Below are 24,028 nucleotides of genomic sequence, written 5' to 3'. Positions count from 1 at the left end.
GATGACCACCGCCACCCCCACCCCCACCCGCACCGGCGTCACGGAGCCGGACCGTCGGCTGCCCGCACTCGGCGGGTTCGCCCTGGGCGCCCTGCGCATCGAGCTGCGCCGGGTGCTGCGCAACCGCCGCACCCTGGCCTTCACGCTGATCATGCCGGGTGTCTTCTTCCTCATCTTCGGCCTGCCGCAGGGTGGGCAGTCGCTGGACAACGGCCGGCCGGTGACGGCGTACGTCATGATCAGCCTGGCCGTGTACGCGGCGATGGTGGCGACGACCAGTGTCGGCGGCGCGGTGGCCACCGAGCGGGCGCTGGGCTGGAGCCGGCAGCTGCGGCTCACCCCGCTACGCCCGGCGGCGTACGTGGCGACCAAGCTGATCACCGCGATGAGCCTCGGTCTGCTCGCGGTCGTCGTCGAGTTCCTGGTGGGTGCCGTGGCCGGCGTCCGCGTCCCGGCGTACGTCTGGTTGCTGTCCGGGCTCGCCGCCTGGATCGGCTCGCTGGTCTTCGCCGCGTTCGGTCTCTTCATCGGCTACCTGGCGCCGGCCGAGAACGTCATGCAGATCATCGGCCCGGTCCTGGCGGTGCTGGCCATGTTCGGCGGGCTGTTCGTCCCGGTCGAGGTGCTGCCGGACGTGCTCCAGCAGGTCGCGAAGTTCACCCCGGTGTACGGCATGGGGGTGCTGGCTCGCGCCCCCCTCACCGGTGACGGGGTGAGCATGGCGGCGGTGGTCAACCTCGTCGTCTGGGCGCTGGTCTTCGGCGTCGGCGCGGCCCGGCTGTTCCGCCGGGACACCGCGCGGGTCTGAACGGCCGGGCCGCTAGCGTGAACCCGATGGACCTCTCGACCGGGCAGCCCTGGCCGGTGAGCCGCCACTGGCGGTTCACCGGCTGGCTGCTGGCCGCCGTCTGGCTGTTCTTCCTCAACGTGCCCCTCGCCGCCGCCCTGCACCAGCCGTCGCCGTGGCGGCGGGTCCTGGGTGTGGCGGCCCTGGTCGTGTTCAGCGTCGGCTATGTGCTGCTGTTCCAGTGGGCCCGCAAGCTGCGTCAGTCGCTGCTGCCGATCCCGGTCGGTCGGGCCCGGGCCGGGCTGGTGCTGCTGTTCGCGGTGGGCCTGGCCAGTCTGCCGGGCACCGGCGGGGACTGGCTGGCCACTCTGGTCTACGTTGCCGCCGCTGCGGTGTTCCTGCTGCCGCAGTGGGAGGCGTTGGCCGTCGTGGTGCTCTGCGCTGTGACCCCAGTGCTGACGTCCTGGCTGGTGCCGGGGTGGGAGGCGGAGAGCGGCATCGTCTTCGCGGTGCTGCTCGCCTCGTTCGCCATGTTCGGGGTGTCCCAGCTGGCCCAGCGCAACAGCGAACTTCGGGCCGCCCAGCAGGAGATCGGTCGGCTGGCGGTCGCCGAGGAGCGGGCCCGCACGGCCCGCGACCTGCATGACATCCTCGGGCACTCGCTGACCGTGGTGGCGATCAAGGCCGAGTTGGCCGGGCGTCTGCTCGATGTCGACCGGGCGCGGGCCGCCGTCGAGATCGCCGAGGTGGAGGCGTTGGCTCGGACCGCGCTGGCCGACGTACGACAGACGGTCGGGGCGTACCGCGAGGTCAGTCTCGCCGCGGAGTTGGCCGGCGCCCGCTCCGCGCTGGCTGCGGCGGGCATCGCGGCGGACGTGTCGACCGAGGTGCCGGACCTGCCGCAGGAGTGGGACCGGTTGTTCGGCTGGGCGGTCCGGGAAGGGGTGACGAACGTGGTCCGGCACAGCGGGGCGCGGTGCTGCGTGATCAGGGTGCACCCGGCCCGGGTCGAGATCAGTGACGACGGTCGTGGGCCGTCCACTCCCGACCCGAGCGGGCACGGGCTGGTCGGCCTGCGGGAGCGGGCGCGGCGGCTGGACGCGGTGGTGACCGTGGGTCGGCGGCCGGAGGGCGACGGTTTTCTGCTGCGGGTGCACGCGCCGGAGGAGGCCCGGTGAGCGCCGAACCCACGCCGATCCGGCTGCTGCTCGCCGACGACCAGGCGCTGGTCCGGGGTGCGCTGGCCGCCCTGCTCTCGCTGGAGGAGGACCTGACAGTTGTCGCCGAGGTCGGCCGTGGCGACGAGGTGGTGCCCGAGGCCCGACGTACCACGCCCGACGTGGCCCTGCTGGACGTGGAGATGCCCGGCCTGGACGGGATCGCCGCCACCGGGGCGTTGCGGGCCGCGCTGCCGACCTGCCGGGTGCTCGTGGTGACCACCTTCGGCCGTCCCGGCTACCTGCGTCGGGCGATGGAGGCCGGTGCGAGCGGATTCGTGGTCAAGGACACCCCGGCCCGGCAGCTCGCCGACGCGGTCCGCCGGGTGCACGCCGGCCTGCGGGTGGTCGACCCGACGCTGGCCGCGGAGACCCTGGCCACCGGCGCGAGCCCACTGACCGAGCGGGAGACCGAGGTGCTGCGGACCGCCCGGAGCGGCGGCACCGTCGCCGACCTGGCCCGGGCGCTGCACCTGTCCGAGGGGACGGTGCGCAACCACCTGTCGGCGGCGATCGGCAAGACCGGTGCCCGCAACCGGGCCGACGCGATCCGGCTCGCCGAGCAGAACGGCTGGCTGCTCGGCGAGTGACCGGGTGGGCCGGCGCTCAGGCGGTCGGCGGCGGGGCGGCCAGTTGGTCGACCACCACGACACTGCTGCCGGGGCGGACCTCGGCGAGCAGTTCGCGCTGGCCGGAGCGGGTCAGCCGGATGCAGCCGTTGGTGGTGTTCTCGCCCAGATCGTCGTCGTTGTGCCAGGTGTGCACCCCGATGTGCGCGCCGCGCAGCCCGGCGGGCACCGACTCCGGGTCGTCGGGCACCGAACCGAGGGCGTAGATGTCCACCCCGCCGTAGACCGCCTCCGGCGGTGGGGTGCGGCCCAGGACGAAGGTCCGCCCGAGTGGAGTCTCCTGGCCGGACTGGCCGAGGGTGACCTCCCAGGAGCGCACCGCCTTGCCGGCCCGGTACCAGGTGAGCCGGTGGACCTTGCGTTCCACCACGATCTGGTCGCGCAGCGGCACCGTCTCGAACCCGCCGGGAGGCAGCCAGGCGAGCCGTCGGTTGGCCGAGGGCAGCAGGACGGCGGTCCAGCCGACACGCCGCTGGGCGATCGGCATGGTCAGCTCGACACCGCGGATCGTCGGTTCGAGGAAGGCGCGGGGACGACCACTGGGCGCGTCGTACGCGGCGATCCGTCTGGTCGGGTGCGCGCCCTCGGTCAGCGGCGTGACGTCCTTGCTGGCCGGATCGGCGGGGAACCCTCCGGGCGCGGGGTCGTAGTCGACCACCGGCAGCCCGTCCGGGGCGGGCGCGGCCGGCGGGATCGACTCCTCCGGGCTCTGCTCCACACTGCTCGGGGTCGGGTCGGCCACCACCACGTTGCGGTCCTCGGGGGCCGTCGAGCTCGGAGTGAGGGCCTGGCCGACCAGCAGCGCGGTCACCAGCAGCACGGGTACGCCGATCGCGGCGGTCACCCAGACGCCGCGACGGCGGGGCGGAGACTTTCGGTCAAACGACACGAAACCACTCTATGGTGGCGAATGCTTCGGGGCCCCCGGTTCGGCGAAAACCGCTGTCCGGGGGCCCTGCCGAATCAGATTCGTGCGCCAATGTGGATGGCCACGGCGTCGTGCGCCGGCACGTTGGCCGCGAACCAGCCATTACCGTCCACCGTGATCACCGGTCCGCTGCACGTGCCGCCCGCGTACGTGCCGTGGATGACGTCGCAGTATCGGCCGGCGGGCAACCCCGTGTAGTAGGAGCGTCCGTTCACCGCGGCATCCTCGTCGTTGACGGTGAGGTAGCCCTTGCCGCTGCGGCTGAACGCGATGTGGTTGTTGCCGTTGTCGTACCAGTTGGCCACGCCGGCGCCCTCGGTGGCGTTGCGGAAACCGACCATGTTGGCGATCACCGGCCAACGGTGCTCACACTCCCAGCCGGAGTAGCAGGTGGCGTTGAGCGTCCTGTTGGCGCCGTCGGACGGTGGCCCGGCGTCCCGGTTGCTGAAGGTGTAGCTGGACATGACGGTGGGGGAGCCGTACGGCCAGGCCAGCATGAAGGCGTTCGCCAGGGCGTAGATGCCCCGGTCGTGGTAGGTCAACACCCCGCCGGAGTCGCGCTGGGTGTCGTGGTTGTCGACGAACACCGAGGCCGGAGCGCTGGGCAGGTGCCCCCAGCCCTCGCCGAAGTTGCGCAGGTACGCCAACCGTTCGGAGCGGAACACCCGGGCCAGGTCCTTGCCGTAGCGGAACTCGTGCACGTCACCGTTGCCGGTGTACTCGGTCGGCTGGATCGGCTCGCCGGCGCCGTGGATGACTTCCTGCACGATGTACGCCGAGCGGGACAGCTTGCCCCTGATGGCGGCGATGTCGGCGGCCGGCATGTGCTTGCTGGCGTCCATCCGGAAACCGTCGACGCCGAGGGAGAGCAGGTCGTTGAGGTACGAGGCGATCTTCGTACGGACGTAGTCCGACTCGGTCTTCAGGTCCGAGAGGTTGACCAGCTCGCAGTTCTGCACCTCGTACCGGTCGTTGTAGTTGGCGATGTCGTCGCCGCCGTTGCGTCCGCAGTGGTGGAAGTCCTGCGTCTGGTAGATGCCCGGGTAGTCGTAGTGCGAGTAGGAGGAGCCGGCCCAGCCGGTCCCGCCGTTGTCCTGACCGGACATGTGGTTGATCACCGCGTCGACGATCACCTTTACCCCGGCCGCGTGGCAGGTGTTCACCATCGACTGGAACTGGGCCCTGGTGCCCTTGCGGGACTCGATCCGATAGCTGACCGGCTGGTACGCCAGCCACCACTGGTTGCCCCGCACGTGCTCCTGCGGGGGTGAGACCTGCACGTAGCCGTAACCCTTCGGGCCGAGGGTGCTCTGGCACTCACTGGCCACCGAGGGCCAGTTCCACTCGAAGAGCTGGACGATGACCTTCTTGCCGCCGGACGGGGCGGCGACGGCCGGGGGTGCCGTCACGGTGGTGGGAACGAGCAGGCTGGCGATCAGGCCGAGGGCGAGGAACGCCGAGCCGCGCCGACGTCGGTGCATGGGGACTCCTGACGGGAGCGGGGGTGGTGGTGCGGGTGGGGGAGCGCCGGGCTGCCGGAATCTTGCAACCCTTGCTGAAAAGTTACAAGCGTGTTGCGAAGGCTGTCAATGCATGGACATCTGTCGTTGTCCGGGGCGACGGCGGGGAGCGGGCACAACGCACGGCTGCGCCCCTCGGTTCGATTTCAGCCCAGAAATTTCCACCAGCGGGTGATCCGCGCGCCCCGCCGGTCCGTACTGGATGGGGGAGCAGGGGTCGGCCGGTGGTGCGCCGCCGCGAGACGATCGAGGAGCAGATGGCCCGGGCACAGCAGGACAAAAAGGCGGCGACTGTCCGGACCAGCGCCAGCAGTCGGGGGGTGCGTACCCCGTCGCGGTCGGCGGGCGCCCTGCTGATCGCGTCGATGCTCGCCGCGCTCTGGGCGGCGATCATGCTGACCGGCACTGGCCAGACGGCGTACGCGTACGGCTTCTTCTTCACCGAGTTCTTCGCCGGGGTGGTCTCCCTGGTGTCGTTGAGCCTCACCGTCATGCTCGGCCTGCTCGCCACCGACCGGCTGGTGCTGGGCATCTCGCACCGGGTGCTGATGCAGTCGGCGCACCGGGCCACCGGTGTGCTGGGCGTTGCCGGGCTCGGCTTCCACGTCCTCACCAAGATCGGCACCGGGCGCGCGGCGGCGACCGACGCGCTGGTGCCGTTCGTCGGCGGCGGAGGGCTCTACATCGGGCTCGGCACGGTGGCCGCCCTGCTGATGGTCAGCGTCATCTGGACCGGCATCATCCGGGCCCGCTTCGCCGGTGTCGGTCCGAAATGGCTGTGGCGCACACTGCACTCCACCGCGTACCTGGCCTGGCCGTTCGCCATCCTGCACGGGCTCAACGCCGGCCGGGCCGCAGCGCCCTGGGTGGCGCTCAGCTACCTCGGCTGCATCCTGCTGGTGGTGCTGGCCCTGCTGGTCCGGTTCTCGGTCAGCATCGGTCGGCGCAGCCGCGAGCAGCACCAGGCCGCGGTGCGCAACGCGGTGATGGCTGGCCGGGCCGAGGAGGCGAAGACCGCCAGAACGCTGCTGGCCGGGTTGGGTCGGCGCCCGAAGGCCGCCGACAAGCGTCCCGCCTGGGCGGAGACCACCACTGCCACCTGGGCCGCCCCGGCCGCGCGGCGCGACCCGGAACGGTTCACCGTCCCGGTGGTGCCCGAGCCCGGCTCCCTCGTCGAACCGACCCGGCCGAGCCGGCGTCGGCGGGACGAGGAGCCGGCAGCCCGCCGCGACACCGAACGGTCCGCGCGCAGCCGACGTGCCGAGGAGGAGTCGACGACCCGCCGGTCGGCCCGCCGCGGCGTGGACGAGACCGACACCCGCCGACGCGACGAGGAGGAGGCCGAGCCGGTGACCCGGCGGCGTGCCTCGCGTACCCGGGACGAGGCCGTTCCGACCGGCCGGCGACGGGCCGATGAGCCGGCCGCCGAGCGGTCCCGCCGCCGGTCCCGCAGCGAGGACGACGGCAGCCGCTACTCGGCCCCGCCGCAACCGACGCTCGACGAGCCCGAGGAGCCGTGGGACAGTCCGCGCCGGTGGCAGGCCGACGAGCCGATCTCCGCCGGCCCGGTCTCCAGCAGCCCGATCTCGTCGGCGCCGCGCAGCGGCAGCGGCCGGCACAGCGTTGAGGACGACCTGCCCGAGGAGCCGGACTACTGGCGCCCACCGGCCCGGTACGTGCCCGACGAGGTGCCGCCGCCCGTCGACGACACCCCGACCCTTGTCGACCTGGCGTCCCGCCGCGCCAAGCGGGCAGCAGGCGAGGGCAAGTCCAAGCGCCGCAAGGCCAGCGCCGACGCGGTGGACGGGGCGTACTGGGCCGGGCTGCGGGGTGAGGCGAAGTGATGCGGACCGCCGTGCCACCGGTCGCCTGCGTGGGCGAGCCGCGGCTCACCGCCGGCTTCGCCGAGTACGGCCGGCTCGACCTGCTCGCGCACGAGGAGGTGCACGGACCGATCGGCCCGATGGAGCCGGCGCAGCTGCTCCGGCTCGCCGAGGGCATGCAGCTCAAGGGAAAGGGCGGGGCAGGGTTCCCGTTCGCCCGCAAACTGCGCGCCGTGCTGGAGTCCTGCGAGCGGCAGGACCTCGCCGCCGTCGTGGTGGTCAACGCCACCGAGGGAGAGCCGGCCAGCTGGAAGGACAAGGTGCTGCTGACCCGCGCCCCGCACCTGATCCTGGACGGCGCGGCGCTGGCCGCGTACGCGTTGGACGCCGACGAGATCGTGATCGGCGTGGCGGACGACGGGGTCGGCCGGGACTCGCTGATGGATGCCCTCGAAGAGCGCCGGATGCCGGTGCAGACGACAATCGTCACCGTGCCGCACCGGTTCATCTCCGGCGAGGGCGGCGCACTGGTCAACGGGATCAACGGGTTGCCGCACATCCCGCCGGGCACCAAGAAGCGCTCCAGCGACTCCGGGGTGAGCGGCCTGCCCACCCTGCTGTCCAACGCCGAGACGTACGCCCAGCTCGCCGTCGGCGCCCGACTGGGCCCGTACGAGTACGCGGCGCTCGGCACCGACGACGAGCCGGGCACCGTGCTGCTCACCGTGACCGGCGCGGCCGGCCGACCGGCAGTGGTGGAGTGCACCGCCGGCATGCCGTTGCGCGACGTCCTCGACCTGTGCGAGGTGCCGGACGTCCAGGGCATCCTGATGGGCGGCTACCACGGCAAGTGGATCACCCCGGAGGCGGCGGAGAAGGCCGAGGTCTCCCGCAAGGGCCTGGCCGCGGTCGGCGGCACCCTCGGCGCGGGCATCATCGTCCCGATCGGTGTCGACACCTGCCCGCTCGGCGAGGCCGCCCAGGTGGTGCGTTACCTGGCCGGCGAGTCCGCCGGGCAGTGCGGACCGTGCAAGATGGGCCTGCCGGACCTGGCCCGCGCGGTGGACCTGGCCGTCGCCGGCAGCCAACCGGCGGACGTGGTGCGAGCCGCCGCCGGCGAGGTGAAGGGCCGGGGCGCGTGCAGCCACCCCGACGGCACCGCCCGGTTCGCGCTCTCCGCGATCGAGGTCTTCGCCGAGGACCTGCGGCTGCACAGCACCGGCGACGGCTGTGGCCGACGGGTCAAGGGCGTGATGGGGCTGCCGGGCGCACCCGATGCGAACCCGCAGAAGCTCACCCTGGACTGGTCGCGCTGTGACGGGCACGGCCTGTGCGCGCACGTCGTACCGGACTTCATCCGGCTCGACGCGAACGGGTATCCGGCCTTCCCGACCACCCCCGTGCCGACCTGGCTGCGGGAAGGCGCGCTGAAGGCGGTCAAGGTCTGCCCGGAGCTGGCTCTCCGCCTCGCCAAGGCCGAATAGCGAAGCGTCAGGCCCAGCAAGGGTTCCTTCCGGACCGGAACGGAGAAGCGGATGCGGATCGGCATGGCGTTGACAAGGGCCGGGCGGCCACGCCGCTTTCCAGCGGCCGGGCAACTGCGCCGCTTTCCCGCGGCCGGGCGGCTGCGCCGGGCCGCCACCGCGGGGGCGCTCGTCGTGGCCCTGTTCGGCGTTGCGGCCTGCACCGGCACCGCCCCGGGTGGGCCCGCCGCCGCCGGATCGGCCCCGGCCTCGACCGACTCACCGTCCACGCCGAGCGGCGCGGCGACCGGCGGACCGCCCGCCGCCCCGGCGCAGGTTCCGGACGTGCTGCGCTTCACCGGGACGACCCTCGGCGGGGCCGCGTTCGACGCGGCACAGCTCGCCGGCAAACCGGTGGTGCTGTGGTTCTGGGCGCCGTGGTGCGCCACCTGCGCCAGTCAGGCCTGGACGGTGGCCGAGATCGCACCGAAGTACCGGGACACCGTGCCGATCGTCGGCGTCGCCGGGCTGGGCGAGCGGAAGGCCATGAAGGAGTTCGTCACCGAGTTCGAGCTCGACGGCACACCGCAGATCGAGGACAGCAAGGGCGCGCTCTGGAAGCGGTTCAAGGTGACCGAGCAGAGCATCTTCGTGGTCATCGACCGGAACGGCGCAATCGTCCACCAGGGCTTCCTGGACGGTGAGGCGCTCACCGCCAAGGTTGCCGCACTGGCCGGGGCGTGACCGCCGCACTGCTGCTCGCGCTGACCGCCGGCATGCTCGGTGCGGTCAACCCGTGCGGCTTCGCGTTGCTGCCCGCGTACCTCTCGCTGTTGGTCGCCGGGAAGTCGGACATCCGCGGCGCGGTCGGCCGCGCGCTCACCGCGGCGGCCGGGCTGACCCTGGGGTACGTGCTGGTGTTCGGCGCGTTCGGTCTGGCGCTCGCGCCGCTGGCCGGGTGGCTGCGGCCCCGGCTGCCGTGGCTGACGGTGGCGCTCGGTGTGCTGCTGGTGGTGGCCGGCTGCTGGTTGCTCGCCGGTCGGCGGCTGCCCGCCCCCGGCTGGTCCGCGCGGGCGCCCCGGCTGACCCGGTCCTGGCCGTCGATGGCGCTGTTCGGCGCGGCGTACGCGCTGGCGTCGCTCGGCTGCGCCATCGCGCCGTTCCTGGCCATCGTGGTGACCAGCCTCCAGGCCGGCTCGACCGGCCAGGGGTTGGCGCTGTTCGGCGCGTACGCCCTCGGGATGGGTCTGGTGGTCGCGGTCGCCGCGCTCGGGGTGGCGCTGGTGCGCGACGGCCTGGTGGCCCGGCTGCGCGTCGCCGGGGCGCTGGTGCCCCGGCTCAGCGGCCTGGTGCTGCTGCTCGCCGGCGGTTACGTCGCCTGGTACGGCTGGTACGAGTTGCGGCTTGCCGCCGGCAGCCGCGACGCCCTGCACGACCCGGTCATCCGGGTGGCCGCCCAGGTCCAGCGAGCCCTGGCCGACGCCCTCGACCGGATCGGCCCAACGGTCCTGCTAGCCGCCCTGGCCACCCTGCTCCTCCTAACCGCGCTCCTATCAAGACGCGCCCACCGCCCACCGCCCAACCCCGACCCCCGCCCCCCGCCCTCGTCGATCATGAAGTTATTGCCCCGACACGCCGAGGTGACGAGCAATAACTTCATGATCAACGGCAAGGGGTGGGGTGGGGCCTGAGGTGACGGTCTTGGTCTTGACATCTGGGAATGATCGTCGGAGGCTGGCTGACAACGTTGTCACACCGAAGGACCACCATGCGTATATCCGAATTCGAGTTGAGCAGGCGGCGGCTCCTCATCCTTGGCGGCGCCATCGGCGCTGGACTCGCCATCGCCCGACCCGCCGCCGCCCAGGCCGCGCCAGCCGGCACCACGCCACGCGCTGCGGCCACCGGCCCGGTTGCCAGCACCTACCACGCGCTGCTGCTCGCCCACACCCGATGGGCCGAAGAGCAGTGGGATCCGGCGACCAACGCGTACCGCCTCGCGGACTTCAGGTTCGCGGTCGTCCTCGGTAACGCGGTCCTGCTCATCTCGCCCGGGTACGACGCGGCGGTAGCCGGCGTCGACCGGGACACGCTGCACGCCCGTACCATCGCGACCATCCGCCGGTTCGCGGCCACCAACCGGCTCACCGGCGGCACCGAGTGGGGCCGGCAGCTGTTCTGGGACAGCACCTTTGAGCTGTACTTCGTCCTGGCCGCCCGACTGCTCTGGTCCGACCTGGACGAGGTGACCCGCAACAACGTCGACCGCATCGCCCGCGGGCAGGCCGCGTACGCCCACTCCCTCGGCACCGGTAACGACCCGCTGAGTGGCGGTTGGACCCCGAACGGCCTCACCGGTGGCTGGAGCGGTGACACCAAGCTCGAGGAGATGGGGGTTTACGCCCAGGCGATCGCGCCCGGCCTGGCCTGGGCGACGGACGACCCCGCAGCCGCGGCGTGGCGCGAGCGGTTCCTGACGTGGATGCTCAACGCGAGCGGGCTACCGGCAGCCGACCGGGCCAACCCCGCCGTCGTCGACGGGCGGGCGGTCGCGGACTGGAACACCGCCCACAACATCCACGACACGTTCCTCGTCGAGAATCACGACTCCTTCGGCCCGCACTACCAGGAAGAACTGTGGCGCACCGCCGGTCGTACGGCGGTGCACTTCCTGACCGCCGGCCAACCGCTCCCCGAGGCACTCACCCGGCAGCCCAACGGCGCCGAGCTGTGGCGGACCATGCGGCTGATGGCCAGCGATGCCGGCGAACCCTTCATGCCGATGGTCGCGGACCGCTACCACCTGTACGGCCGTGATGCCCTGCCACTCGCCTTCCTTGCGCAGGTCCAGGGCGACCCGCACGCCGCCCGGGCCGAGGCGGACCTCGCCGACCGGCTCATGCCCTACCTGAACTACCCGCCCGAGAACCGGCTCACCAAGTTCAGCGGCGAGCCGAAGTACGAGCCCGAAGCCCGGGCCGAAATCGCCATCAGTTATCTCTTCCATGCCTGGCGGGCAGCCAACGGCGGCGTGGTCGAGCCGGTCGCCAGCACCACGTTCTTCACGGCGGCGGCGGGCACCCGGGACTTCGGGGCGAAAGCCGGGCTGACCGCCCACCAAACCCCGACTGCCTTCGCCGCGGCGGTCAGCAAGACCGGATTCGTCTCGTTCCAGTGGGCCCCCGCCCACGACAACTGGCTGTTCGACACCCGGGCCGCCTCGCTGTTGCCGAAGCAGTCCGCGCCGGTCCTCGGTCGCACCTCCGCTGCCTACACCGTGGCCCGGGACGGTGTCGACGCCACGGCGACCGTCCTCCGCGTCGCCGGCGGCACCGCCGGATACGCCACCCTGCCCACCGGTACGGTCGTGTACGCCACCACCGGAGTTGCTGCCGATGAGGGCGCGCTCACCCTGTTCAACCTGGACATGCCCGGCGTACCCGGGCTCACCGGCACCCGTACCTTCACCGGCGAACAGGGGTCCGTCACCCTGGCTGGACAGGGCGTCGGCGACGGCGGAACCGACCAGATCAGCTTCGCGCCTCGTTCAGCCAGGCACGTGCGGATGCTCGGCCGATCCCCAGCCAACCAGTACGGCTACTCGCTGTTCGCCTTCGCCGTGCTCGACGCCGGCGGGGTCGACCGCGCCATCGGCCGGCCCACCACGGCCTCGTCCGCCGACCCCGCCTACCCCGCAGCGCGCGCGACCGACGGCAACTCCACCACCCGCTGGGCGGTCGCCCGTGAGGAACGTGGCCGCACGGACAGTTGGCTCGCCGTCGACCTCGGCGAGCCCATCGACATCAGCGGCGTACGCCTGGACTGGGAGGCCGCGTACGGCACCCGCTACGTCGTCCAGACCTCTCTCGACGGCACCAACTGGAGCGACGCGGCGGTTGTGCCGGACAGCCCGACCATCGCCGGCTCCTGGCTGGACGTCGACGGACGAGCGGGTCTGGTCGTCCACAACGCCCAGAATCCGATCACCGTGACCGCCACCACCGTCACCCTGTCCAGCGGACCGGCCACCGGCAGCACTCGGCTGATCATCGAGGGGTACGCGGGCGCGAACCGGCCGGCCCTGGCCGCCGCGGCGTCTCGAACCCTGCCCAACGGCGGTCCGGAGGCGTTGCGGGTGAGTGACGCGGACGGATACCTGAGCCTGTTCAACCTGTCCGGCGACGACATCACGACGGCGGCCGTCACGCTTTCGCAGGGCGCCACGCTGCGGCTGTACCACGGAAGCCAGGTCACCGGATCGGGGACCACCACCTACCAGGTCGACCTTGCCGCCGCGACCGCACGCGTCGAGCCGCCCCGGTTCACCGTGACCGCGGCACAGCCGGAGAAGGCGATTCCCGCCGGTACCCGGTTCGACGTCACCGACTCGCACCATGTCCGAATCACCGCACCCGCCGGGCAGATCGTGAAGGTGCAGCTGGAGTCCGCGGCCGGCGGCGCCCGACAGCGAGCGACGGTCCCCGCTGGGCACAGCAAGGATTTCGCGTTCGCGGGTGAGACGGTGACGCCGACCGGCGACCTGGCCCGGTCTCGGACGACCTACCCGACGTCACCGCTCCCGGCCGGCATGACCGACCCGTCGGCCGCCGTCGACGGCGACCCGGGGACGGCCTGGCAACCCGGCCCGAACGGCCGAATGGTGATCGACCTCGGATCGCTCCAGGATCTGGCATCGGTCCGCCTGACCTGGACTCCCGGTCGGCGGCGGCCGATCACCGTAGCCACCTCGGCCGACGGACTCGGCTACCTGGCGGTCGCCTCGGTGCCGAAGCCGAAACCCGAGACCACCATCTCGACCGGGTCCTCCGCGCGGTACCTGGCGGTCGCGGTCGCCGACTGGCAGCCCGGTGACGCCCGGCTGACCTCCGTGGAGGTGTTCGGTGCCTGAACGGTCGGGATCGACCACGGTCTGACACCCGTGGCCCGAAACGACGACGGCGGGGCTGATGCGGTCCGCATCAGCCCCGCCCCCGTCGACACACCCGCGATCTTGCACTTTCTGTCGCCCCAAAAGACGCGAATCGGGGCATCGAGACGACAGAAAGTGCAAGATCGGCGGGGTGAGTGGGTCTAGCGCAGGGGGGTCAGACGGTCGGTTCCTAGGCGGTCCTGGAGGACCTTGGGGACCAGGACGCTGCCGTCGGCCTGCTGGTACTGCTCCAGGATGGCCGGGAAGAGCCGGCTGGTGGCCAGCGCCGACCCGTTGAGGGTGTGCACGAAGCGGGTCTGCTTGCCGCCCGGCTCGCGGTAACGGATGGCCGCCCGACGAGCCTGGTAGTCGCCGGCCCAGGAGACCGACGACACCTCCTTGTACTTGCCGGTGCTCGGCATCCACACCTCGATGTCGAGGGTCTTCTTCATCGAGGCGCTGGCGTCGCCGGCCGAGAGCAGCGTGCGCTGGTAGTGCAGACCCAGCCCCTCGACCAGGCCCTCGGCGTGGGCGAGCATTTCCTCCAGCGCCGCGTCGGCCTGCTCCGGCAGGGTGAACTGGAAGATCTCCACCTTGTTGAACTGGTGCCCCCGCACCGTGCCGCGCTCGTCCGAGTGCGAGCCGGCGGACTCCCGCCGGTAACACGGGGTGTACGCGAACGCCTTCAGCGGCAGCTTCGGGGTCTCCAGGATCTCGTCCTGGTACGCGCCGAGGATCGCCGTCTCCGACGTGGGCAGCAGGAACTGGCCGCGCGGGGCGGACGCCGAGTCCAGGTGGTAGACATCGTCGTAGAACTTGGGGAACTGCCCGGCGGCGAAGCCGGCCGAATCCAGCAGCAGGTGCGGCGGGAGCAGGAACTCGTAGCCGGCCTTGATGTGCTGGTCGACGAAGTAGTTGAGCAGCGCCCACTCCAGCCGGGCGCCGACGCCCGTGTAGATCCAGAAACCGGACCCGCCGAGCTTGACCCCGCGCTCGTAGTCGACCAGGCCCAACGCCCGGCTCAGCTCCACGTGATCGCGGACCTTGTCGATCACCGGCGGCTCGCCGAAGGTCTTCACGACCCGGTTGGCTTCCTTGCCGCCGGCCACCACGTCGTCGCTGGGCAGGTTGGGCAGCTCACTCATCGCGTCCCGCAGCCGGGCCTGCACCTCGTCGAGCTGGGACTCCAGCTCGGCGAGCTGCTTACGCTCCGCCTCCGGCGCGGCGACCTGCGGCTCCTCGCCGGCGCGCTTCGCCTGCGCGTACGCCCGGGCCTCGGCCTTGCGGCGCTGCCGCTCGGCGTCGATCTCCGTGATCAGGGCGCGGCGTTCCTGGTCGAGCCGCTGGATCTCGTCCAGGGCACGGGTGACCTCGGCGGGATCCAGACGCTTCGCCAGCGCGGTCGCCACCGCCTCGCGATCCTTCCGGATCAACTCCATGTCGAGCATGCTGCTCCGTACGCCTCCGTCCGGGGTTCACTGAACCCCCAGATGCTACCGTCGCGGCCCCCTGGGCCCGGGGCGGGGAGGTTCTAGAGCCGGATCGGCATCAGCACCGAGTAGGTGTCCGCGTCGTCCGGTCGGCGTACGGCCAGCGGGGCGATCGGCCCATCCAGCTCCAACAGCAGTTGCGGCCCGCCGGCCGCGTTCAGCGCGTCCAGCAGGTAGCCACCATCCACCCCGACCCGCAGCGCGTCGGTGCCCAGGTCGGCGGCGGGGAGCAGCCGCAGCCCGCCCTGGTCGTCGACGCCGAGCACGGTGACCTCCCGGGTCGTGCCGTCGTGCTCGTGGGCGACTCTGGGGGCAGCCGGGTCGGCCAGCGCGGCGCGCAGCGTGGCGACGTCCACCGGGATCCGTCGCGCCGTCGGCCGCTCGCCGACGGACTTGCGCAGCAGCCGGTGGTAGTCCGGGAAGTCGTACGGCAGCGCGGTGCCGGTCACCGTGCCGTCGGCCACCCGCACCCGCAGGTCCGGGCCCGCCACGGTGAGCCGGACCGGCCAGGCGTCGGCGGCGTCGAGCAGTGGCCGGAGTTGATCGACGAGGGCCACCGGCACGAACACCCGCACCGGAGGCCCGTCGACGTCGGCCGCAGCCCGAGCCAGCGCCAGCCGGTACCGGTCGGTGGCGACGAGTCGGACGCCGTCGGACTCGACGTCGAACAGCACGCCGGCGAGCATCGGCAGCTCCGGGTCGACGCCGACGGCGAAGCGCACCGCGTCGAGCGCGGCGGCCAGGGCGGCGGGGGAGACCAGGAGCGTGGTGGCGGCCGGCGGGGTCGGGTCCACCAGGGCCCGGAGTCGGCCGGCCTCGCGGCGGGCGTCGCTGAGCCCGTCGGCGAGCCGGCGCAGGTGCGCGTCGAGCAGTTGGTGCACCACGGCCGGCTCGGCGCGCACCGCGGCGGCGATCTGCGGCACCGGCATGCCGATCCGGCGCAGCCCGGCCACCAGTCGGGCCGGGGCGATCTGCTCCTCGGTGTACCAGCGGTAGCCGGTCACCGGGTCGACCAGGGTCGGCGCCAGCACCCCCGCCGAGTCGTAGAAGCGCAGGGCGCTGACGGTCAGGCCGCTGGCCCGGGCCAGCTCGCCGATGCTGTGCAGGTGGCTCACGCTGGGCATCCTGCCCCCTCGACCCGGTTGAGGGTCAAGCCGAGCGCTCCAGCACCCGGAAGGTGAGGCCGGCCCGGACGAGCCGGTCGAGCAGCGCGTCACCCATCGCGCCGACCGGGGTGAGCTGGCCGGAGGTCGGCGGCAGCTCGTCGAGCGCCAGGCACAGCGCCGACTCGCCGAGCATCTTCGCCGTCTCGTCGTAGCCGGGGTCACCGCCGGCGACCTCGGTGACCACCCGCTGCCCACCGCCGGTGCCGACGAACCGGACCCGGAACCAGGACGACGCCCGCTGCTGGGCGGTGGGGCCCTGCCCGGACGCGAGCCGGCCGAGCAGCCAGCGTCGGCTGGGCGGCAGCTTCACCAGCCCGATGAGCGCGCCGAGCCCGGCGGCGCCGGCCAGCACGGTGGGCAGCCGCTTCACCGCGGCGAAATGCCGGTAGCGGAAGTCCGGGCCGTACTCCGGGCGGGCCGCGGCCGAGCGGCGGACCACCTGCGGGTCGATGGTCGGCAGCGGCACGGCCCAGACCCCCAGCTCGGCCGAGCGGGCCAGCCGGCCGGGCACCGCGCGGACACGACGGTCGGTGGGGCGCGGTTCGACCGCCCGACGGTCCCGGGCGGCCTGGCTGGCCTGCCCGGTACGGGAGAACGCGGTGAGCGCCGAGTGGTAGGTGCCGGCGGAGAACCGGCCACCGGCGCGCACGTACCCGTCCACGGTGATCGGGACGTCGGCGGGCAGTTGCTTGATGGTGAACCACACGCCCAGATCGTGCGGGATGGAGTCGAAGCCGCAGGCGTGCACCAGCCGCGCGCCGGTGCGGCTCGCCTCGGCGTGGTGGCGCACGTACGTCAGGTCGACGAACTCCGGCTCGCCGGTGATGTCCAGGTAGTCGGTGCCGGCCTTGGCGCAGGCGGCGACCAGCGGCTCCCCGTGGTGGATGTACGGGCCGACCGTGCTGGCCACCACCCGGGCGCTCTCCGCCACCGGCCGCAGGGAGTCGGCGTCGGTCACGTCGGCGGTGAGCAGCGGCAGGTCGGCCAGGCTCGGGTCGATCGCGGTGAGCCGGTCCCGTACGGCGGCGAGGCGCTGCGGGTTGCGCCCGGCCAGCGCCCAGCGCAGCCCGGCCGGCGCGTGCCGGGCCAGATATTCAGCGGTCAGGCCGCCGGTGAACCCGGTCGCGCCGAACAACACCACGTCGTACGTTCGCTCCACGGCCATTCCCGGAGTCTGCCATTCGCCGTCGCCGATCGACACTCGCGAGGGCGGGGGTCACGGCGTGAACACGGCGCGTACGCAGCCGTCGGCCCGGTCCCGGAACAGCGCGTACCCCTCGGGGCCCCGCGCCAACGGCAGCCGGTGGGTGGCCAGGTGCTCGGTCCGCAGCTCGTCGCGGGCCATCCGGTCCAGCAGCATCGGCACGTCCCGCAGATCGGGCCGGCTGGCGCCGCGCAGCGTGAGCCGCCGCTCGGTCAGCGCACCCAGCGGGAACGCGTCGACGAACCCGCCCGTCCCGCCGAGCACCACCACCACGCCGCTCTTGCGGCAGGCGTGCACGGCCTCCCGCAGCGCGTCCGGTCGGTCGGCGTGCTGGCCACCGAACCGGTCGGCCACCGACCGGGTGAGCGGCGTGCCGACCGCCACCACGCACATGTCCGGCCCGCGCCCACCGCTCCGGTCACGCAGTTCGGCCGCGATGTCGGTGCGGCGGTAGTCGAGCGGCTCGGCGTCGCTGTGCCGCTCGGCCATCCGCAACCGTTCCTCGTGCCGGTCCACGATCAGCACCCGGGCGGCACCGCGCAGCACCGCCGCCCAGGCGGTCAACTGGCCCACCGCCCCGGCGCCCCAGATCGCCACGACGTCCCCGGGGCGCACTGCCCCCAGCTCGGCGGCGAGCCACCCGGTCGGCGCGACGTCCGCGGCGAACACCGCCCGGTCGTCGTCGACGGCGTCCGGCACCCGGAACGCGCTCACGTCGGCGTACGGCACCCGCACGTACTCGGCGTGACCGCCGGCGAAGCCGCCCGCCGCCCGCGGTCGGCCGAAGCAGCCGGCGTCCGGGCGGGCCCAGTCGGGGTCGACGCTCGCCGAGTCGGCATGGGCGTTGTCGCAGCAGGAGTGCAGGCCCTGGCGGCAGTACCAGCAACCGCCACAGGCCATGCTCGCGCCGACCACCACCCGATCGCCGGCCCGGTGCCGCCGGACCCCCGGGCCGACCTCGACCACCTCGCCGAGGAACTCCGCGCCGAGCACGTCGCCCGCCCGCAGCAGCGGGTGCCGGCCAGCCAGCAGCGGCAGATCACCTCCGCAGGTGGAGCTGCGCCGCACCCGGACGATGACGTCACGCTCGTTGCGCAGCTCCGGGTCGGGCACCTCGCGTACCCCCAGCTCGCCGGCGGCCACCCAGCACAGCGCCCTCACCCGGGGCCCTCGGGGCGGTCCAGCGGGGAGCGGTCCGCGCGGAGCACCTCACCGGCCTCCACCCGTTGCTTGATCTGACGCAGCGTCCGGCGGACCAGCAGACCCGGGTCGTCGCCGACCAGGTGCGCGGCCAGCCCGGTGGGCGGGGCGACGCCGGCCAGCGGCCGGGCGGCCAGCTCGGTGCCCCGGTCGCCGGGCGCCGGCCGCACCCGCACCTCGACCGCCCCGTCCAGGCGGCGCAGCGGCTCCGGCCAGCGGCCGTCGGGAAGCACCTGCTCCGGTGGGCGGTCGACGGTCACCACCTCCCACCGGGCCGGCGCGGCAACGTCGCCGTCCGGGCCCGGCCGGCCACCCCGATGGGGTACGCGCAGCAACCGTGCCGCCCCGGCCAGCGCCGCGCCGCCGAGGGCGGGTCCCGCCCGCGCCAGCCGTCCCATCGGTACCACCCGTCCTCCCGGTTCAGGTCCCCCGATCGTCGGTCGCGGCCGGGTGAAGCGCGCTCGCCCGGAAGGGGTGAACCGGCCCGGGTCGGGTAACCGTTCGCCGACCGGGGGCGGAGCGCGTGGTGGGGGTGGGGCTGGGTGCCGGAACAGAATCGGGTACGGGTCGAGCCGGCACCGGGGCCACCGCTGTTGGCGTCCCGGCTGACGCCTGCCGTGCCGCCGGAGCCGGTGGTGGCCCGGCCCCGCCTGCTGCGCCGATTGGACGAGGGCAGCCGAGGGCCGGTCACCCTGGTGGCCGCCCCCGCAGGCTGGGGCAAGACCACCCTGCTCGCCTCCTGGGTGCGGCTGGGCGGAGCTGAGCCCGACGTCGAGCCCGGCGCGGTCGTGCCCGACTCCGGCGACCTGTCGGTTTCGCCAGCTGACGAACCGGTCTCGGCCTGGATGTCGGTCGAGGCCGGCGACGACTCCGATCGGCTCTGGGCGTACCTCGCCGCGGCGCTGCGGTCGGCGATCGGGTCGGCGGAGGACGGCCCGGTGCCCGACCGACCGCCACGCCCCGACCAGCTGGAGGCGTTGGCCGCCACGCTCGCCGCCGCCGACCGGCCGGTGCTGCTGATCCTGGACGACCTGCACCGGGTCGCCGACCCGGCAGCGCTGACCGGCCTGGAGTTCCTGCTGCGGCATGCCGGCCGCCGGCTCCGTCTGGTGATCGGGGCGCGGGCCGGACTGCACCTGCCACTGCACCGGCTCCGCCTCGCCGGCGAGCTGACCGAGATCGGCCCGGACGAGCTGGCGTTCACCGACGACGAGGTGGCCGATCTGCTCACCGCCCACGCCGCCGCGCTGCCGGCGACCGCAGTGCACCGGCTGCGCGAGCGCACCGGTGGGTGGCCGGCCGCGCTGCGAATCGCGGCCCTGGCGATCCGGGGACAGGCCGACCCGGAGCGCTGGGCGGGGCAGTTCGGCGGAGACCAACCGGAGATCGCCGGCTACCTGCACGAGGAGGTGTTGGCGACGCTCGGCCCGGCCGAGGTGGACCTGTTGCGCCGTACCGCCCTCGTCGACGCCGTCTGCGCCGACCTGGCCGAGGCCCTGACCGGCCGCGCCGACGCCGGGCAGGCGCTGGCAGGCCTGGCCGGGACCGGCGGTCTGCTGCACCGGGAGGAGACCCGGCCACCCTGGTACCGGTGCGATTCGCTGCTTGCCGACCTGCTCCGCGCCGACCTGGCCCGGTTGCCCGCCGACGAGTTGCGTGAGCTGCACGTCCGGGCCGCCGACTGGTACGTGGGCGCCGGCCGGCCGGCAGACGGGCTGCGGCACGCCGTGGCCGCCGGCCGCTGGGACCGGGCTGGCGACCTGTTCGTGGCGCACTGGCCGGAGCTGACCCGCTACGACCGCGAACCGGTGCATGCGTCGGCACCCGCGCCGCCGCCGGCGGAGGTGATCCGCGCCGACCCGGAGACGGCGTTGGCCTGCGCCGCCGAGCGGGCCTACGCCGGTGACCTGCCGGCGGCCACCGGTTACCTGCGCGCCGCCGCCGGGAACGCGGCGGGCCTCCCGGTGCCGCGTCGGGACCGGTTCCTGCGGTTGGTCACCGCGCTGGAGCTGACCGTGGCCCGGCTCACCGACGACCGCGCTGAGGTCCGGACCGCCGCCGCTCGCCTGCTGCGCACCCGCCCGGCGGAGGCCACGCCGACCCGGCTGCCGACCGGGGTGGCCGGTTCCGCCCCGACGGCCGGTGGTGGTGGGGCCGCCGACGACCTGGATCTGCGGGCGTTCACCGGCACCGCGCTGGGGCTGGTCGAGTTGGCCGATGGGGCGCTGCCCACCGCCCGGTTCGTCCGGGCCCGGGCGGCGGCTCGGGAGGCCGGCAGACCGCGTACCGAGCTGGTCGCCGCGAGCCGTGCCGCGCTGCTGCTCGCGGTGCGCGGTGAGCTGCGGGCGGCCGAGCAGGCGGCCCGGGATGCACTCGGCATGCCACCCGGCAAGGGATGGTCCTGTCGGCTCGACTGCGGCTACGCGTACCTGGCTCTCGCTGTGGTGGCGTTGTGGCGTGACCAACCGGACGAGGCCACGGCGAACCTCGCCCTCGCCCGCCCGGCGCTCGACGTGACGGGTGGCTGGTCCGGCGACCTCCAGGTGGGCGACGACTGGCTGGCCGCCGCTCCCGGCGAACCGGTGGCGGCGGCGGTGACCGCGCTGTGCCAGGCTCAGCTCTGCCGCGACTCCGGCGACCCGGCTGCCGGCCAGCGGCTACTCGTCCGGGCTCGGGAGGCGTTGGCGGACCGGCCGTCCGCCGCCGCGTTGACCGTTCTGCTGCGGGCCGCCGAAGCCGAACTGCGTGCCGCCCGGGGCGACCTGGACTACGCCCACGACGTGCTGACCGGCGCCGCCGACGAGGGGGCGGATCCGGTGCTGGCGGTGGCGTTGGCGAAGGTGCAGCTGTTGGCCGGTGACGCCGCCGCCGCCGAACGAACCCTGCCGGAGTGGCAGGCCCCGGCCGCCTCGGCCTGGCCGTTACCGGTACGGCTGGACGCGGGTCTGCTGGAAGCGGTGCTGGCCGAGCGCGCCGGGGACGCGCGTCGGGCGGGCCGGATCCTGGAGCAGACGCTGGACCTGGCCGGCCCGCAGGGCTGCCGAAGAGCCTTCACCCGTGCCGAGCCGCCGGTGCGGGACCTGCTGGCCGCGCACCTGGATGCCGGCACCGCGCACTTCGCGCTCGTCAGTGACCTGGTGCGGAGTGCGGGGCAGGGCGCTGCGGAGCCGGTCGCCGGGCCGAAGGGCGGGCTCGACGAGCCGCTCACCGAGCGGGAGCTGACGATCCTGCGCTACCTGCAGAGCATCCTGTCCAACGTGGAGATCGCCAGCGAGTTGTCTCTTTCGGTCAACACGGTGAAGACCCACGTCCGCAACATCTACCGGAAACTCGACGCGACCCGCCGGCGTGAGGCGGTCCGGCGGGCGCGCGAGTTGCGGCTGATCTGAGCGGGTCAGGCGTTGGCGGCGGCGTCCGCGGCCGTCAGCAGGTCGGGCAGGTCGTACCCGCCGTCGTGCCGGATGCCGTTGACGAAGAGGGTGGGGGTGCCGTTCACCCCACTGCGGATGCCTCCCACGAAGTCCCGGCGCACCCGGTCGGCGTGCGTGCGGTTCTCCACCTCGGCGTTCAACTCGTCCGGCGGCAACCCGACCTGCTCGACCCCGAGCGAGAGGTGCACCGGGTCGAGCTGGTCCTGATGCTCGTAGAGCCAGTCGTGCATCTCCCAGAACCGGCCCCGAACCCCGGCGGCCTCGGCCGTCTCGGCGGCGCGTTCGGCGTAGGGGTGCACGTTGGCGATCGGGAAGTAGCGGTAGACCAGCCGTACGGTGTCGGCCCGTTGCCGCAGCAACTCGTGCAGGTTCGGGTACGCGGCACCGCAGAACTGGCACTGGAAGTCGCCGTACTCGACGATTGTCACCGCCGCGTCGGCGGGCCCTCGGATGTGGTCGTCGGTGGTCACCGGGTCGCGAAGTCGGGCGGTGACCTGCAGTGGCGTGCTCATCCGGCCATCACCTTCCGATCGGCGGTGAGTTGGTCAAGCGCGTCGAAGATGCCGTCGGCGCCGGGGTTGACGTCCGGCGGCGACAGGTGGCTCCAGGTCACCTTCCCGGTCGGGTCGAGCACGACCAGCGCGCGAGCCGCCTCGCCCCGCTGCGGCTGGTACGCCCCGTAGCGGCGCGAAACCTCGCCCTTCGGCTCGAAGTCGGCCAGCAGGGGGAACTCGATGCCCCGGCTCTCCGCGAACGCCCGGTGTGACCAGATGCTGTCCACCGACACGCCGAGCACCACCGCCTGGTACTGGGCGAAGACGGGTGCCGCCGACTGGTAGAGCGACATCTGGTCCCCGCAGACCGGGCTCCAGTCGGCGGGGTAGAAGGCGAGCACGACCGGCCGGCCACGGAACTGCTGGGGCCCCGTCAGAGCACCGTCCGGCGTGGCCGGCAGGGTGAAATCGGGCGCGGTGCGTCCCGGTTGGATCAGCCCGTTCGGATCACTCATGCCACGAGCCTGCCCCCGGGGTGGGTGAGGTGGGCTCACCCACCCCGGGTGGTTCCGCGCCCGGGCGCTCTCAGCGCAGCACCGGGGCGACCGCGATGTGGTTCTGCACCTCCCGGATGCCGGGCGCGGACCAGGCCACCTGCTCGACCTCGGCCCGTTCGGGCATCGAGTGCACCAACCCGGCGAGGATCGCGGTGTCGCCGTGCACCCGGACGCTGATCCGTTCGGCCTCGGTCGCGCCGGCCCGGGTGAGGGCGTCGACGATCCGATCGGCCAGGTCGCGGCCGTCCGGCGCGGCGGCCGGTCGGACGGTGATGCCGTTGCTCACCCCGCGTACGCCGGTCAGTCGCGCGACCGCGCGTTCGGCGGCTCGGCGCTGGTACTCCCACTCGACGTCGCCGTGCAGCGTCACCCAGCCGGCCGAGACGGTGACCTGGAGCTTCTCGATGGGCACGAACGCGTCCCACTCCAGCCCGTGGCTGGCTGCGGCGGCCAGGTCGGTGTCGGCGCGCTCGGTGCTGCTGGTGAGCTGCACGGCCAGGTCGTTGGCGACCGCCCGGACCGAGGTGACCCGGTGCGCGGCCCGTTCGGCGGCCCACTTCTTGGCGTAGCTGTCCACGCGGCCGGTCAGGGTGACGACGCCGTCGGCGACGGTCACGCCGATCTCGTGCGGCTGCACCCGCGGTTCCCAGGTCAGCTCGTCGAGCACGGCGGACTGGATGTCCTGGTCGGTCCGGTTGATCTCCGCGATGGCCATCTGTCCTCCTCCGCTGTTGCGATGGCGGACCTGGTGGCGGTTGTGGCCGGAGGTCCGCCGTGCTGCCATCCTGCCGCCGCACCGGGTGAGCCGCCGTCGCCCGGACCGGGTGACGGCGCGGCCCGACCTGGGCGGTACGGCTGGGAAGCACGGACCAACATCGATGATGGGAGCGCTTCCAAAGCGAGCGGCTTTCGGTTACCGTAATTGCGTTCCTCGATCGCGGGAGCCGTCGCGTCGGGTGGTGGAGCCAGGGCAGCTCCGTCCGTCTCCGTCGTCGTGCTCGTCCCCCGGGCCACGGCGTCACCCAGTCGATCGACCCCGTCCCCCGGGGTTTCATCCCGAGAGGAACCGCAGATGCGGAGATTCAGTCCGGCGCCCTCCACCGGTGCCGACGTCCACTTCGGCCCGCGGCCCGCCCATTGATCGACAACTTGCGCGCACTCCGGCTGGTGGCCACCAGACCCGGAGGCC

The 24,028-nt window shown here is 73.3% G+C and carries 19 protein-coding genes; 9 read left to right on the top strand and 10 right to left on the bottom strand.

The annotated features are described in order from the left end of the window. Position 1: 1 nt before the first annotated feature. The 3 genes from V6U86_RS07065 to V6U86_RS07055 are packed head-to-tail and all read left to right on the top strand — an operon-like array spanning position 2 to position 2,594. Complete coding sequence (locus V6U86_RS07065; protein ID WP_334499765.1) at positions 2–808, top strand: ABC transporter permease; 807 nt, start codon at positions 2–4, stop codon at positions 806–808. Positions 809–834: 26 nt separating this feature from the next. Then, positions 835–1,965, top strand: coding sequence for a sensor histidine kinase (locus V6U86_RS07060; protein ID WP_334499762.1), 1,131 nt, complete (start codon positions 835–837; stop codon positions 1,963–1,965). Next, a complete protein-coding gene (locus tag V6U86_RS07055; RefSeq protein WP_334499760.1) occupies positions 1,962–2,594 on the top strand; it encodes a response regulator transcription factor in 633 nt (210 codons plus the stop codon). The genes V6U86_RS07060 and V6U86_RS07055 overlap by 4 nt, the downstream gene beginning before the upstream one ends. 16 nt (positions 2,595–2,610) lie before the next feature. Here the strand turns inward: V6U86_RS07055 and V6U86_RS07050 are convergent, their stop codons facing one another. Next, on the bottom strand, positions 2,611–3,522 hold the full coding sequence (locus tag V6U86_RS07050; protein WP_334499757.1) for a L,D-transpeptidase family protein: 912 nt from the start codon (positions 3,520–3,522) through the stop codon (positions 2,611–2,613). Positions 3,523–3,596: 74 nt separating this feature from the next. Beyond that, complete coding sequence (locus tag V6U86_RS07045; RefSeq protein ID WP_334499755.1) at positions 3,597–5,042, bottom strand: alpha-amylase; 1,446 nt, start codon at positions 5,040–5,042, stop codon at positions 3,597–3,599. Between the two features lie 263 nt (positions 5,043–5,305). Here V6U86_RS07045 and V6U86_RS07040 point away from each other — a divergent pair, with 263 nt between their 5' ends. From V6U86_RS07040 to V6U86_RS07020, 5 genes are all read left to right on the top strand, one after another. Continuing rightward, positions 5,306–6,925 carry a hypothetical protein gene (locus V6U86_RS07040; RefSeq protein ID WP_334499753.1) on the top strand — a complete coding sequence of 540 codons (1,620 nt, stop codon included), beginning with the start codon at positions 5,306–5,308 and terminating at the stop codon, positions 6,923–6,925. Further along, positions 6,925–8,388 (top strand): NADH-ubiquinone oxidoreductase-F iron-sulfur binding region domain-containing protein, encoded by a 1,464-nt coding sequence (locus V6U86_RS07035; protein ID WP_334499751.1) that lies wholly within the window; start codon positions 6,925–6,927, stop codon positions 8,386–8,388. The genes V6U86_RS07040 and V6U86_RS07035 overlap by 1 nt, the downstream gene beginning before the upstream one ends. A 51-nt stretch (positions 8,389–8,439) precedes the next feature. Next, positions 8,440–9,111, top strand: a complete 672-nt coding sequence (locus V6U86_RS07030; RefSeq protein WP_334499749.1) for a TlpA family protein disulfide reductase — start codon at positions 8,440–8,442, stop codon at positions 9,109–9,111. Further along, positions 9,108–10,058, top strand: coding sequence for a cytochrome c biogenesis CcdA family protein (locus V6U86_RS07025; RefSeq protein ID WP_334499747.1), 951 nt, complete (start codon positions 9,108–9,110; stop codon positions 10,056–10,058). Before V6U86_RS07030 ends, V6U86_RS07025 begins: the two co-directional genes overlap by 4 nt. A 77-nt stretch (positions 10,059–10,135) precedes the next feature. Next, positions 10,136–13,276: a discoidin domain-containing protein gene (locus V6U86_RS07020; protein WP_334499745.1), complete on the top strand. Its 3,141-nt coding sequence runs from the start codon at positions 10,136–10,138 to the stop codon at positions 13,274–13,276. Positions 13,277–13,458: 182 nt separating this feature from the next. Here V6U86_RS07020 and serS read toward each other — a convergent pair whose 3' ends face one another. The 5 genes from serS to V6U86_RS06995 all read right to left on the bottom strand — a co-directional run bounded on the left by serS (position 13,459) and on the right by V6U86_RS06995 (position 18,755). After that, a complete protein-coding gene (serS, locus tag V6U86_RS07015) occupies positions 13,459–14,745 on the bottom strand; it encodes a serine--tRNA ligase (RefSeq protein ID WP_334499743.1) in 1,287 nt (428 codons plus the stop codon). Positions 14,746–14,828: 83 nt separating this feature from the next. After that, positions 14,829–15,911 (bottom strand): DNA polymerase III subunit beta family protein, encoded by a 1,083-nt coding sequence (locus tag V6U86_RS07010; RefSeq protein WP_334499740.1) that lies wholly within the window; start codon positions 15,909–15,911, stop codon positions 14,829–14,831. A 25-nt stretch (positions 15,912–15,936) separates the two neighbouring features. Further along, positions 15,937–17,118 carry a saccharopine dehydrogenase family protein gene (locus tag V6U86_RS07005; RefSeq protein ID WP_334499738.1) on the bottom strand — a complete coding sequence of 394 codons (1,182 nt, stop codon included), beginning with the start codon at positions 17,116–17,118 and terminating at the stop codon, positions 15,937–15,939. 51 nt (positions 17,119–17,169) lie between these two features. Further along, positions 17,170–18,318 (bottom strand): alcohol dehydrogenase catalytic domain-containing protein, encoded by a 1,149-nt coding sequence (locus tag V6U86_RS07000; RefSeq protein ID WP_334499736.1) that lies wholly within the window; start codon positions 18,316–18,318, stop codon positions 17,170–17,172. Further along, a complete protein-coding gene (locus V6U86_RS06995) occupies positions 18,315–18,755 on the bottom strand; it encodes a hypothetical protein (protein ID WP_442934890.1) in 441 nt (146 codons plus the stop codon). Before V6U86_RS06995 ends, V6U86_RS07000 begins: the two co-directional genes overlap by 4 nt. Positions 18,756–18,899: 144 nt before the next feature. On the opposite strand from V6U86_RS06995, the gene V6U86_RS06990 reads away from it, so the two are divergent. Then, positions 18,900–21,746 (top strand): helix-turn-helix transcriptional regulator, encoded by a 2,847-nt coding sequence (locus V6U86_RS06990; protein ID WP_334499731.1) that lies wholly within the window; start codon positions 18,900–18,902, stop codon positions 21,744–21,746. A 5-nt stretch (positions 21,747–21,751) separates the two neighbouring features. Here V6U86_RS06990 and V6U86_RS06985 read toward each other — a convergent pair whose 3' ends face one another. From V6U86_RS06985 to V6U86_RS06975, 3 genes are all read right to left on the bottom strand, one after another. Next, positions 21,752–22,300: a DsbA family protein gene (locus tag V6U86_RS06985; RefSeq protein ID WP_334499729.1), complete on the bottom strand. Its 549-nt coding sequence runs from the start codon at positions 22,298–22,300 to the stop codon at positions 21,752–21,754. Next, positions 22,297–22,797 (bottom strand): redoxin domain-containing protein, encoded by a 501-nt coding sequence (locus V6U86_RS06980; protein WP_334499726.1) that lies wholly within the window; start codon positions 22,795–22,797, stop codon positions 22,297–22,299. Before V6U86_RS06980 ends, V6U86_RS06985 begins: the two co-directional genes overlap by 4 nt. Positions 22,798–22,867: 70 nt before the next feature. After that, entirely contained in the window at positions 22,868–23,554 is a 687-nt protein-coding gene (locus V6U86_RS06975) for a BON domain-containing protein (RefSeq protein WP_334499724.1), read from the bottom strand. Positions 23,555–24,028 lie beyond the last annotated feature (474 nt).

Origin of the sequence: Micromonospora sp. CPCC 205558, assembly GCF_036902955.1 — a bacterium.
Taxonomy (GTDB): Bacteria; Actinomycetota; Actinomycetes; order Mycobacteriales; family Micromonosporaceae; genus Micromonospora.
Note: the sequence above shows the minus strand (reverse complement) of the source record. Positions and strands in the feature narration are given on the sequence as shown.